General features: G+C 45.4%; 14 protein-coding genes and 1 riboswitch. Of the genes, 13 read left to right on the top strand and 1 reads right to left on the bottom strand.

Annotated elements, in window-relative coordinates; genetic code table 11:
- The first annotated feature begins 27 nt into the window (after positions 1-27).
- The 13 genes from DESLBE_RS09980 to DESLBE_RS09920 all read left to right on the top strand — a co-directional run bounded on the left by DESLBE_RS09980 (position 28) and on the right by DESLBE_RS09920 (position 11,436).
- A complete protein-coding gene (locus DESLBE_RS09980; RefSeq protein ID WP_144676543.1) occupies positions 28-726 on the top strand; it encodes an ABC transporter ATP-binding protein in 699 nt (232 codons plus the stop codon).
- Positions 723-1,883, top strand: coding sequence for an FtsX-like permease family protein (locus DESLBE_RS09975; RefSeq protein WP_144676541.1), 1,161 nt, complete (start codon positions 723-725; stop codon positions 1,881-1,883). The genes DESLBE_RS09980 and DESLBE_RS09975 overlap by 4 nt, the downstream gene beginning before the upstream one ends.
- Before the next feature lie 33 nt (positions 1,884-1,916).
- The gene (locus DESLBE_RS09970; RefSeq protein ID WP_144676539.1) at positions 1,917-3,053 is read left to right on the top strand and encodes an FtsX-like permease family protein; all 1,137 of its coding nucleotides are present in this window, start codon (positions 1,917-1,919) and stop codon (positions 3,051-3,053) included.
- Positions 3,054-3,243: 190 nt separating this feature from the next.
- Positions 3,244-4,959, top strand: a complete 1,716-nt coding sequence (locus DESLBE_RS09965) for a methyl-accepting chemotaxis protein (RefSeq protein ID WP_144676537.1) — start codon at positions 3,244-3,246, stop codon at positions 4,957-4,959.
- Between the two features lie 166 nt (positions 4,960-5,125).
- Positions 5,126-5,542, top strand: a complete 417-nt coding sequence (locus DESLBE_RS09960; protein ID WP_242830607.1) for a hypothetical protein — start codon at positions 5,126-5,128, stop codon at positions 5,540-5,542.
- A 427-nt stretch (positions 5,543-5,969) separates the two neighbouring features.
- Entirely contained in the window at positions 5,970-6,671 is a 702-nt protein-coding gene (locus DESLBE_RS09955; protein WP_144676533.1) for a substrate-binding domain-containing protein, read from the top strand.
- Between the two features lie 84 nt (positions 6,672-6,755).
- Positions 6,756-7,277, top strand: a complete 522-nt coding sequence (locus tag DESLBE_RS09950) for a hypothetical protein (RefSeq protein WP_144676531.1) — start codon at positions 6,756-6,758, stop codon at positions 7,275-7,277.
- Between the two features lie 78 nt (positions 7,278-7,355).
- The gene (locus DESLBE_RS09945; RefSeq protein WP_144676529.1) at positions 7,356-7,883 is read left to right on the top strand and encodes a GNAT family N-acetyltransferase; all 528 of its coding nucleotides are present in this window, start codon (positions 7,356-7,358) and stop codon (positions 7,881-7,883) included.
- A gap of 21 nt (positions 7,884-7,904) precedes the next feature.
- A complete protein-coding gene (locus DESLBE_RS09940; RefSeq protein ID WP_005817375.1) occupies positions 7,905-8,117 on the top strand; it encodes a hypothetical protein in 213 nt (70 codons plus the stop codon).
- 112 nt (positions 8,118-8,229) lie between these two features.
- Entirely contained in the window at positions 8,230-8,613 is a 384-nt protein-coding gene (locus tag DESLBE_RS09935) for a DUF2809 domain-containing protein (RefSeq protein ID WP_144676527.1), read from the top strand.
- Between the two features lie 72 nt (positions 8,614-8,685).
- The gene (locus DESLBE_RS09930; protein WP_011461502.1) at positions 8,686-9,330 is read left to right on the top strand and encodes a TetR/AcrR family transcriptional regulator; all 645 of its coding nucleotides are present in this window, start codon (positions 8,686-8,688) and stop codon (positions 9,328-9,330) included.
- Positions 9,331-9,427: 97 nt separating this feature from the next.
- Positions 9,428-10,651, top strand: a complete 1,224-nt coding sequence (locus tag DESLBE_RS09925) for an MFS transporter (RefSeq protein ID WP_144676525.1) — start codon at positions 9,428-9,430, stop codon at positions 10,649-10,651.
- A gap of 116 nt (positions 10,652-10,767) precedes the next feature.
- The gene (locus DESLBE_RS09920) at positions 10,768-11,436 is read left to right on the top strand and encodes a membrane protein (RefSeq protein WP_005817367.1); all 669 of its coding nucleotides are present in this window, start codon (positions 10,768-10,770) and stop codon (positions 11,434-11,436) included.
- A gap of 5 nt (positions 11,437-11,441) precedes the next feature.
- Here the strand turns inward: DESLBE_RS09920 and DESLBE_RS09915 are convergent, their stop codons facing one another.
- Positions 11,442-12,578, bottom strand: a complete 1,137-nt coding sequence (locus DESLBE_RS09915) for an aminotransferase class I/II-fold pyridoxal phosphate-dependent enzyme (RefSeq protein WP_172625411.1) — start codon at positions 12,576-12,578, stop codon at positions 11,442-11,444.
- A 109-nt stretch (positions 12,579-12,687) separates the two neighbouring features.
- Positions 12,688-12,786, bottom strand: a riboswitch (SAM riboswitch).
- Positions 12,787-12,914 lie beyond the last annotated feature (128 nt).

Below are 12,914 nucleotides of genomic sequence, written 5' to 3'. Positions count from 1 at the left end.
TAGCCTTGAGCAGCAGGGAGGTTGAAGATGAGTTTAATCAAGGTCGATCATGTAGCAAAAATCTATCAAGGCGGCGAGGGAACAGTCTATGCCCTGAAAGATACGAATCTCCAGGTTCTTCAAGGTCAGTTTCTGGCTTTGCTGGGACCTTCCGGCTCAGGGAAGAGCACCCTGCTCAGCATCCTCGGTGCCTTGAATCTGCCCACAGAGGGTAAGGTCTTCATCGATGATATTGATATCTATGGGCTGGATGAAGAGCGCAGAGCTGATTTCCGCCACGAGTATATTGGCTTTGTCTTTCAGCAATATCAGTTGATACCCTATCTCACCGCCCTGGAAAATGTGATGCTCCCTTTAGCGATCACCCGGCACTCGGATCGAACCCAGCGTGAGATGGCTCAAAACGTTCTGGAAAAGGTGGGGCTGGGCAGTAAGTCTCTACGCCTGCCTAACCAGCTTTCCGGTGGCGAGCAAAACCGGGTGGCCATTGCCCGGGCCATCGTCAATAATCCAGTGATTCTGTTCGCCGATGAACCGACAGGAAGCCTTGACACCAAGACGGCCAAGGAAATTCTGGAACTCTTCCAAGCCTTGAATAAAGAGGGGCAGACGATCATTATGGTGACCCATAATCTGGAGAATCTTGCCTATGTCTCCCATGCGGTGCAGATTCGGGATGGAATTATTGAAAAAGCTCCTCAGCCTGTGGTCGGTGGTGTGATATGAACCTCTTCACCATTACTCTGGGGAATTTAAAACGGCGCAAACTGCGTTCTCTTTTGCTTTTATTCAGCATCATCATCGGTGTGGCCTCCAGTGTCTTTCTTTTTACCACCACCCGCTCTATGGAACAGGATGTAGCTGATAAAATCGACCAGTTTGGCTCCAATCTTCTCATTCTCCCCAAGACTGGCGAAACCTTATCCTTTGGCGGGGTGACCGTGGGAACCAGCCCGGGCCAAGAGCTGGATATGGACATGATCCCGCAGATGAAAACCATTAAGAATAATGAGACGTTAGCCACCATATCCCCTAAACTGCTTGCCGAAGGGGAGATAAACACGAAGAGAGTACTCCTGGTGGGGGTGCAGTTCCCTGAGGAGCTGCGCCTAAAAAAGTGGTGGACGATTGATGGATTGGCAGCTGGTCAGCTCCCAAAGAGCAACGAGATTCTGATCGGCAGCGAAGTGGCACGCATCCTTGATCTTAGCCTTGGGCAAGAGGTTGAAATTAAAGGGGAAAAATTCCGGGTAGGAGGAATCATCCAACCCACAGGTTCCCTGGAGAATGACCAGGCGATCTTTATGGATTTGCCTGCCTTGCAAAAAGTTGAAGATAAGCCCACCGCTATCAGCCTTATTGAAGCAGCAGTGCTTTGCTATACCTGTCCCATTGAAGATGTCAGCCTGCAATTAAGTGAAAAACTTCCCGGTACTAAAGTGGCCGCTCTCCAGTCCACCATAGAATCAAGGGATGATACCGTCGCTCAGTTCAGCCTTTTTGCTGCGGTGATATCCGTGATTTTGCTCATGACCAGTGGCTTTGTAGTGGCCATGTCCATGATCTCGGCAGTTAAAGAACGGACACGGGATATTGGAATTTTGCGCGCCATTGGCTTTCGGAAAAAGCATATTCTGCGTATGTTTCTTTATGAAGTCAGCCTGCTCAGCGCCTTAGGAGGTTTAATGGGCTTTGCTCTGGGCATGGGGCTGGCGATGCAATTGGGTTCCACTGTGGTCCAGATGACCGTTCAGGTACCCTTTCAGCCGCTGCTTGCCCTTTATTCTCTGGCAGCCGCTCTGGTGATCAGCCTTATAGCCGGCATCTATCCAGCCTGGCAGGCCAGCAGGCTTGATCCTGTTGAAGCCTTGCGTTATTTCTAAGGAATTTTGCTTACTTCTATTCCGGAGGTATATATGACACTTAACCACATCGCTCTGCAAAATCTGCGTAGAAGACCGGGCAAAACCCTCTTTTTGATCCTGATTTTTGCCTTTATCGTTGCGGCCATTTCCGCCTTAACGATTCTGGCGTTGGAAATGAAAGCAAACTTGCAGAAAAGTTTAACCGAATATGGTGCCAATGTAGTGATTAGTCCGCGCTCCGAGCACTTGAATTTAAGCTATGGCGGATTATCTGTCTCAGGAGTGGAGTATGAGGTCAAGAAGCTGGATGCCGGTACTGGGGAGAAGGTCTCCCAAGAGGTGGGCCAGGAAGTGATCATTGCTCCCAAAGTTATTGGCTCAGCGGAAACCCCGGGCCAAACCTTTATGATTATCGGCGTTGACTTCGACCAAGAGCTTAAGATGAAGCCATGGTGGAAAATTGAGGGCATGGCTGCTCAAGACAACCAGGTGGTCATCGGTTCCCGGTTGGCTATGAGTTCTGACCTGAAGATAGGGGATACTCTGGATTTGGGGAAGGGAAACTATCCGGTGGTAGGAATTATGGCAGAGACAGGGGGCTCTGAGGACCAAGGAGTGTTTACAACGATCCATACTGCCCGAACTCTTACAGGAATTACTTCCGAATGGTCCTTGATCGAACTTAACACGCCGGATGCTGCACAGACCGTAGCCCAATTAAGGCCTGTTCTGGAGTCGGCTAATGTCACGGAAGTGACTCAGCTCGTTCAAGGCTCCCAAGAGAATGTGGAGCGCTTCACCAGTTTTTCCCGGGCTATCTCCTTAGCCATGGGCTTAATTGGAGCCATGGTGATTATCGTGACCTTGGCCGGAAATGTGAATGACCGGATTCGGGAACTGGGAGTGCTCCGTGCGATTGGCTTTCGTCAAAAGCATATATTATTCTTGCTTGGCCGAGAAGCGCTGATCATCAGCCTTGTCGGAAGTCTTCTTGGCTACAGTATAGGAATCGTTGCTCCCCTGGTTCTGGGGCCGTTATTAGGCTATGGCAAATTTTCCTTTGCCTTTCATGTCGGATTAGGAAGCGCTTTGGTTATCGGTTCTCTTTTGGTGGGAATATTGGCGATGATTTATCCTGCATGGAGAACATTGAAACTTGATTTACAGGAAATATTGATTGCACTTTAGCTTAGTGCAGTGTAGAAGGGGAAGCCCAAAAAGGCTTCCTCTTTTATTATTAATAAATAATTGCCCTAAACTTAAACTTATGTTAGAGGAATTTATAAATCTCAATAGAATTATTTAAGTATAGAAACTGCACTCAGGAATGTTTACTTTCAGAAATTATTTGTAGCGTAAGCAAAAGGGGGTAACAGCAATGCAAAAATTCCGCAATCTGAAAACAGCCTCAAAAATTAATAGTTTAGTCCTGCTCATGGCAGTATTTCTTGGGCTTGTAGGCTTCGTGGGGATATATTCCGCCAATAACTTAGCTGCTTCTTTGGAAGGTATGTATCAGGATAATTTGCTGCCAATCAAATGGCTCAATGCAGCCCGGGGGCAAAGCAGGGCAGTAGAGGCAATGACTCTTGAATTATTTATCACTCAGGATCAAGACAGACAGCAGGAGATTCTCCAGGACGTCCAAGAGCGGGCGGCGGAAGTAGACACCCTCCTTAGCGATTATGGCAAGACAACTATGGACACATACGAACAAGAACGATTACCAAAGCTGATGGATGAATTGCAGATATACCGGACAGAAAGAAGCAAAGCAGTGGATTTGGCATTAGCGGGAAAGCAGGATGAAGCCTATACATATTTTGCTGCTAATGCTGCTGACGACCTCGATGTTGTGAATGCCCTTTTAGAGGAACTTGCTGATTATAATGCCCAAATTGCCGATGATGAAGAGATAAAAAGCAAGTCGTTAGCTTCAATGGTAAGCAAACTTATGATAGGAATAACTTTCGCCGCTATAGTTTTGGCTTTGGGCATAGGTTGGTATATCGCCAGGATGATTGCTAATCCCCTGGCTCAGTTAGTAGGAACAGTTCGCGAAATCGCCCAAGGCAACTTAGCGGTAAGAAGAATGGATCTTATTTCTCAAGATGAAGTTGGTCAGCTGGCTGCTGAATTTAATACTATGACGGACAACTTGCGGGTTTTAGTCAAAAATATAGCCTACACTTCAGAACAAGTAGCGGCTTCTTCAGAGGAACTAACGGCCAGTGCCGAGCAGTCAGCCTCTGCCACGAATCAGATTGCCGCAACAATTACTGATGTAGCTGCAGGAGCAACCAGGCAAGAAGCTGCTATAGATGATACAGCATCCATCGTGGAGCAGATGTCGGCAGGTGTTCAGGAGATTGCGGCGAATGCTAATACTGTTTCGAGATCTGCTGAAATGACTGCAACTGCGGCTGGCCAAGGAGATAAGGCTGTGGAAGCAGCGGTGACCCAGATGAAAAACATTGAAATCACGGTAGCAGGTACAGCTCAGGTAGTTAGGCAATTAGGTGAGCGATCGAAAGAAATCGGTCAGATAGTTGATGCGATTTCCGGAATTGCCGCCCAAACCAATCTGTTGGCACTGAATGCGGCGATAGAGGCTGCTCGTGCCGGCGAACAAGGCAGAGGATTTGCCGTAGTTGCTGAGGAAGTACGCAAGCTGGCTGAGCAATCCCAGGAAGCGGCTAAGGAAATTGCCGGCTTGATCGCAGAAATTCAGCAGGAAACCGGCAGTGCAGTCAATGCTATGCATGATGGCACCCGTGAAGTAAAGGTTGGATCTGAAGTTGTAAACTCTGCTGGACAGGCATTTAAAGAGATTGTAAATCTTATCGGTGAAGTTTCCACCCAAGTCAGGGAAATTTCAGCAGCAATTCAACAGATGGCTTCCGGAAGCCAGCAAATCGTGGATTCGATACGGGATATTGAGCATATCAGCAAGGAGGCATCCAGCCAAACTCAGACTGTCTCGGCTGCTACCGAAGAGCAGTCCGCATCTATGGAACAGATTGCCGCATCCAGTCAAGCACTGGCCAAGATGGCGGATGAACTGCAAAATTCAATCGGGAAGTTTAGGGTTTAATGTCAGAATTCCCATCGACAAACACTGAATGACGAGAAAGCCCGTCATTCAGTGCTTGCACTTTATCCCGTGCAAATTTAAGGATTAGAAGGAAGAATGTTCTAATTTGGCGAAGCTATATCTTAGTAAAGAAACTAAGATTCATCAGTTAGCGGAGGTAGCCGGGATGCAGGAATATGTAAAACCTAATATGATATTGCCAATCAGCTTACATGATGCCAGGTTGAGCAGTATTAGAGTAGAGAGTGACATGATAATCTTTGTCATGGAAGATGGGATACGAACTATTGATGGTAATCAGGTAGAACAAATCGGAAAGGCAATGGTTTCTTTTCCAAAAGCGGACTTTGATTTTTGCAGGATCTACTGTACCGGCAGAGATAATTATCGAAAAGAGTGGGATATTCGAGATTTCACAACGAAACTACAGGCTGGTGTGTTTATCATTGATATTATAGATGAAACATATGGTTACAATCAGGCAAAGTTCGTCTGTAATATGACGGTAAATCATGAATGGTTTGCATGTGATATTGAAATTTATCATTTTGGCCTGATTAAATATAATTGGGAAAGCACGTGAGCAATGGATTTGCCCGGCAATAATTCATTTTTAACTGATTGTTATGGCAGTCAGTCATGGAGGAACTATGAGGATAAGAATAATCAAACTTAGAAAAACTGTAATGAGAATTGCAGCGGGCTTGGTGCTTGCTATGATACCTCTTCTTATACAGGGCTGTACGAAAACGGGGAATGCGGAAGGGCCGTTGCCGTCTCAGTTGCCGGCGGCTCAAAAATCAGTTGTGCAAACGGTAACGCCGACACCGTCGGAGGACGCTGCAGCCATCGGTATCACGGCGGAAAATTATCCGCGCATCGACGGTTCGACCTCCACGCTTCCGCTTGTGCAGAGGATATATAAAAGGATGTTTCTGCACGTGGATGGCGGTGGAGACGGATGGCCGGGCCTTCCGCAGAAAGCTTCCAAAACAATGAGGTCTTATGAGATGCTTATCGCAGGAGACGTCGATTTAATTCTCGTACCGGACCCTTCGCAAGAGATCCGGCAGATGGCTGAGAGTTCAGGAACGGAGCTTGAATATATCCCCATCGGGGCGGAAGCTCTTGTGTTTGTTACGCACAAGGATAATATCGTAAACAATATTACCGCCTCCCAGGTGCAACAGATTTACTCCGATATGTCGGTTACCGACTGGTCGGAGCTCGGAGGCCTAAAAGGGCGTATCGTGCCTATCTGCCGCAACGCTGATTCCGGCTCTCAAGCACAGTTGGAGAATCTGGTACTGATGGGCAGGACGATAAACCCAGCAATAGAGGATAACTACATGGAGCGGGATATGAACGGAATACTGGAAATGGTGGAGGATTACCGATATTTTGCCCGTGAGGGAGAGGAAAGTGCCTATTCGTTGGGTTATTCGCTCTATTACTATATCCAGATTTCCGAAAGCGTGAACGGAAGAAGGGATATTAAGGCGCTTTCTTATAACGGGATTGATCCGACGCCGGAAACGATTGTATGCAAGGAGTACCCCCTCGCCATCAATTATTACGCAGTCGTGCGCAAAGATCTGCCGGCGGATCATCCGGCGCGGAAAATTGCGGATTGGCTTGTGACGACCAGTGGTCAATGGGAAGTCGCTATTTCCGGATTGGGTGCATTAAAGACGTTGTATGAGTCGCCATAATGAGCCGGAATTTGAATAGAGAAGCTTTGCCAATACCTTGAATGCTGATGTAAAGGTGATAGGTTGTTTAAGGGAGGGAAAAGAATGAACCAGCGTGAGATTGCTAGTATAGGGTGTAAGCTTATTGGGATTTTTTTCATTATTCAAGGGTTCAGAGTGCTTTCACTTAATGTACCTGCGGCGGTAAATATGATAGATAATTATAGTATAATAAATACTTTTTATTCGTTAACTACGATCCTATTTGGTATTTTCCTGTGGTGCTTTTCTGATAAATTAGCTAAAATTTTGGTTAAGGAAAAGAATCGAAATGAGACTGTCGGATTAGGGGCTAGTGAGCTACAGAGAATAGGCTTTTCAGTATTGGGACTTTATTTTATTGGAAACTCACTGCCGGAATTGGTGAATAAATTAGTCGGCCTGCATACTTCCAGCTATGGATTGTCAGAACCCACCGGGTTGCTGATACTTTTTTTAGGAGGACCAATAACCGAATTGCTTATTGGAATAGGCATTTTTCTTGGTTCACAGGGGTTGGTTAATCTACTGAGCCTCATTAGAACGATCGGGCTAAAGAGAGAAAGGGATTCAGAATCAGAAGAATGATGGAATGGAAGAACAATAGGATGTTGAAGCCGCATAGGGTAGGAATGCAGCAATAACTTTTGCCAGGAGGGAATAAGAATGGAGTTTTATATTCGACCGATAGAAATTGGTGATGGTAAAGGGATAAATGTATTAAGGCGCATGCCTGGGGTTTTTGAAAATATTTTAGGTATCCCGTCCGAGCAGTTAAAGCGGAATGAGGATTTTATCGCCAATTTAGATGCCAACCAGCATCAATTTGTGGCGGTAGCCAGATCTCAGGATGGTCAGGAAGTGATCATCGGACATGCAGGCTTAACGGTATATCCTAATCAGCGCATGCGGCATAGTGGGGGCATTGGCATAATGATTCATAAAGACTACCAGAATCAGGGTGTTGGCAGTGCCTTGTTAGGAAGGCTTGTAGATGTTGCGGACAACTGGCTAATGTTGGTTAGGATTGAGTTGACTGTATTCGCAGACAATGCCAGAGCTATACATTTGTATGAAAGGTTTGGCTTTGAAAAAGAAGGAGTAAAGCGCTTGGCGGCAATAAGAAATGGAAAATATGAAGATGAATATCTGATGGCCAGAATAAACAGATCAAATTATAATCCTCAGTCTTAATTTAGCCTAAGGAGGAAAGCGATGCCCGAGTGGTTTAATATATCTTTATGGATTTTTGGGCTGCTTGCGGGAATAGTACTATATACACTTACCTATAGCAGGAGATATATTGGCTGGGTAAGGGAAAGACTCCCCATGCCCGATGAGAAGATAAAGCTGATGGAAAGAAGCGGAGGAATCATCCTCGCTACGCTTTCCGTACTCAGCTTGTTAAAATTACTTTTAATAGGATAACTCTGTAGCTTATGTTTTAATGATGCTTAAACTAGGTTGAGAAAATTAAGTATAATCAAGCTGTGGAGGAGCTATTGAAATTTATTGGTTGTTGTCAAAAGAGGAAATGATTATGGCAATAAAAAGAAATCGATGGACTTACCTTATCTTGGTTGGAGTGACAATAATGCTTGGCTTAAGCAGCCGGCAGTTTTCAGGGGATTTGCCCGGAGCAATCAATCTCTACTTGGGAGATGCCTTATGGGCACTTATGGTTTTCTTTATATTTTGCTTTATTTTCAGGTCGAAAGGAACCGGCTGGCTTGCTGCAGTAGCGTTGCTTTTCGCCTTTGGAATTGAAATCAGTCAGCTTTATCATGCTCCCTGGATTGATGCTATAAGGCAAATCCGGCTGGGAGGTTTGGTGCTGGGGTATGGCTTTTTGTGGAGGGATTTAGTGGCCTACACCATCGGAGCAGCAGTGGGAGCAGTCATAGACAGGCAGATAAACTCTTAGCTGCCTTGACATCTACGTAGCAACCTGCTATGATACATACCGAAAGTATGTAATAAAAAATGGGGTATCACTATGGCGCGGAATAAGTATCCTGAAGTAACGATAAACCGCATTCTCGATACAGCTATGAAATTGTTCATGTCCAAAGGATATGAGCATACGACGATCCAGGATATCATCGATGGATTGGGAGATTTGAGCAAGGGCGCTATTTATCATCACTTCAAGTCAAAAGAAGAAATCATGGATGCGGTGAATAAAAGATTAGCTGAGCAGGGGATAGCCGATATAAAAACAATTGCTCACGAGCGCAGTCTATCCGGGTTGGATAAACTTTGCAAGATGCTTGTGTTTTCTATCCAATCGGCCCAACACGAGGCTCTCGATCAGACCGTACCGCCGTTTCTTAGAAATCCTCAGTTATTGGCTCTTCATATGCGTGATACTATGGGCTCCGCAGCCGACCTGCTTACAGGTGTTATTGAGGAAGGTATTAGAGACGGTTCTATTCATACAGCTCAACCCCGTCAGCTTGCCCAGATGATTCTCTTGTTTTTTAACGTTTGGTTTAACCCGTGGATGTATTCCTGGACTCCCAATGAGTTAAAGGATATCATTTCCTTTGCAAGAAATGTATTTGAAGAAATAGGGGTCCCTATAGTTACAGAAGAGGTTCTTCAATCCATTGGCGAACTCCATTCGCTTTCCCAAAAATAGAAGTAGCTATTCTTTACAAATGGCTTGTAGAGAATAGCTAATATTTTGAAAACATACATACCAAACGTCGGTATATTTTAAAAGAGGAGATGCGAGGATGAGTATTGATTCAAGCAATGGAAAACAGCCATGGAAGAGAAACTTTTTTACGATAACTATCGGTCAAACAATTTCTATAGTTGGAAGTTCAGCGGTACAGTTTACGTTAATTTGGTGGATTGCCAGCAATACCTCTTCACCACTTATGTTGGCTATGGCAGGGTTGTTTGCTTTTTTGCCGCAATTATTGCTTGGACCTTTTGCTGGGGTCTGGGTAGATCGCTTAAAACGAAAAACCGTAATTATCTGTGCCGATCTTTTTATAGGGATGGTAGCCGCTGTTTATGCACTGATCCTTATCGTTGTGAATCCGCCCTTTTGGTCGGCGTGTGCTGTCCTCGGAATTCGAGCCATTGGCAGTGTTTTTCATACTCCGGCGATTCAATCGGTGATACCGTTGCTGGTTCCGGAAAAAGAGCTTGTTCGGGTGAATGGGTGGAGTCAATTTGCTCAGACGGGTGCTTTGATGCTGGGGCCGGTTTTGGGGGCGGCATTGTATGCAATTTTTCCACTCCCTATCGTACTATTATCGGATTTAGTAGGAGCATTGCTGGCAAGCATCGCTGTGGCAGCGGTCAAAATCCCTGAGTTAAAAAAAGAAAAACAGCTTGCCCCAAATTTTCGAAAAGAAATGCACGAGGGAGTGGCTGTTTTTCAGAGAGATAAAAAACTGTGTATCGTTACCTTAGCAGCTGCACTTTCTATGATTTTTTATATGCCGCTTTCTTCGTTCTTTGCCCTGATGGCCAGTGACTATTTTAAAGCAAGCGCTTGGCATGCCAGTATAGTCCAATTTGGCTATTCGGGGGGAATGATGTTGTGTGCTTTGCTGATCGGAGCCTATGGCCGGATCAAAAAGAAGTTGTTCGTGGTGCATATTGGACTTCTGGGACTAGGGCTTACTGCTTTTTTCTGCGGTTTACTTCCTCAGAATGAGAGCGCTTTCTGGCTCTTTGCAGCATTATGCACGTTTATGGGAGCAAGCGGAAACCTCTATAATATCCCCTACATAGCCTATATGCAGGAGAAAATCCCTCGTGAGGTACAAGGGCGTGCTTTTTCTATCATGAGCAGCCTCATGTCGGCAACGATGCCGCTGGGACTTTTAATCGCGGGACCAGTGGCTGAAATTTACGGGGTGAAATTCTGGTTTTATCTAACGGGCATAGCGTTTTTTATCATTACAAGCATTAGCTTTCTTTTGGTTGTCTCCCAGCCCTAATACCGTTTTTATGAGTAAGATATTCTTAGAAATAAAATAAAGGTTTGGAAATGTGCTCAATAAAATGTTACACTTATTAGATAATCGATCAGGAGATATTGAGGAGAAGTGCGGATATGAGTTTATGGAAAAGGCTTGTGTATTTATTTTTAGGCACTTTTTTATTATCCGTGGGAATTGTGATGACCATGAAAGCCAATTTAGGCTATGCTCCCTGGGATGTGTTCCATCGGGGGACTGCTGATACTGTGGGCATGACGATTGGCAATGTTTCTATAGTGGCCAGTTTGGTGATCTCTATCATCGTTGTATTGCTTGGAGAGAAGCTGGGTTTTGGCACTATCTTTAATATATTTGCCATTGGAATTTATATCGACTTATTATTGCCCTTAAAGCTAATCCCTGAGATGCAGAGTTTTATTCCAGGGATGGTTATGCTCATTCTTGGCTTATTCCTTTGCGCCTTTAGTTCCTATCTCTACATTGCCTCTGGTTTTGGAGCAGGCCCAAGGGATAGTCTGATGGTGGCTTTAGAGAGAAAGACTAAATTATCTATAGGGCTTTGCCGTGGGATTATTGAAGTAACGGTGTGCTTGATAGGCTGGATTTTGGGCGGACCCGTAGGAATTGGTACAGTTATTTCCGCATTTGGAATAGGGATCTGCGTACAGATGGTCTTTGCTTGGGTGAAATTTGATGCGACCTCGGTTAAACATGAGACCATTGATGAAACGGTAAAGAATCTGAAGGGGTTTTATAAGAAATCCGTTGGCGAGGATGCCTAAAGCATCTATTTTAAAGCTTGTTCTAAATCGTCAATGAGATCTTCGGCGGCTTCAATACCCAGGGATAACCGGAGAAGACAATCGTCCACCCCAAGCCTTGTCCTTACTTCGTGAGGGATATCGGCATGGGTTTGGGTAGCGGGATAAGTGATTAGAGATTCTACACCACCAAGGCTTTCCGCATAGGAGATAATTTTGAGGGATTTTAATATCTCGGGGATTAAGCTGGGACTTTTTACCCGGAAAGATAACATAGCACCAAAGCCTCGGGCTTGTTCAAGCTGAGTTGCATAGCCGGGATGATGCTTAAGTCCGGGATAATAGACCGCGGTGACAAGGGGATGCGTCTCCAGCCATTGTGCAATCTGGAGGGCATTTTCTTCTTGTGCTCTCATGCGCAGGGCCAAGGTTTTCAACCCCCGGATAATTAGCCAGGAATCTTGGGGGCCCAATGTAGCGCCGAGAGAGTTCTGCAAACGTCCAAAGCGAGCTGCAAGCTCTTCTCCTTGAACCACGACGAGGCCCGCCACGACATCATTATGGCCGCCAAGATATTTGGTGCCACTATGAATAACAATGTCTGCTCCCAAGTTCAGTGGTTTTTGCAAATAGGGTGTAAGAAAAGTATTGTCCACTATATTTAAGAGACCGTGCTTCTGGCACAAGGAAGCGATCCCCTTTAGGTCGGCAATCTTCATTAGAGGGTTGGTCGGTGTTTCGGTGAAGATGGCTTTTGTGTGGGGGCGGATCTCTTTTGCGATGGTGTCGAGATCACTGGAATCAACAAAAGTGACTTGGAGGCCAAAGCGGCTGAAGACCTCTTCAAGGATGCGGTAGGTTCCTCCATAGAGATCTTCGGTGACGAGAAGATGCTCGCCCTGGGAGAATAAGGAGAGGATGGTAGTGATGGCACCCATGCCTGAGGAAAAAGCAAACCCTTTGGTACCCTCTTCCAGGCTTGCCATAGCATCTTCTAATGCTTGGCGGGTGGGATTACCGGTTCGTGAGTAATCAAAGCCTGTGCTTTGGCCAAAGCCGGGGTGAGCAAAGGTAGACGAATGGTAAACAGGAAAGCTGATCGCTCCGTAAGGATCCCGGCGATTGCCGATCTGAGCCAGTTCGGTTAAAATATTCATTTTCATTCCTCCTCGTATGAACACATTGGCAAAGGTTATTCATGTTGTTGAGCCTCAAAGAAGATTCGAACTAACAAAAACGACCTCCAAAGAGGTCGTGAACTGTTTCCACGTCCTCTTATCTTCGAACCTGATGGTTCTCTGGATTTAGCACCTCACATATGTAGGTTGCCGGGCTTCATGGGGCCAGTCCCTCCGCCTCTCTTGATAAGAGCTTTGACATAAGTCCATATTTAATTCGCTTTAAGCCTGCTAAGATGTTTATAATATTATATTATTCCTATGGGCTTTGCAAGTGAATTTTTTATGTCCTAAATATACTTCATTCTGAAAAGAGGAAAA

This window comes from Desulfitobacterium sp. LBE (assembly GCF_007830365.1).
GTDB lineage: Bacteria > Bacillota > Desulfitobacteriia > Desulfitobacteriales > Desulfitobacteriaceae > Desulfitobacterium > Desulfitobacterium hafniense.
This window is presented reverse-complemented; position numbering and strand designations above follow the sequence as displayed.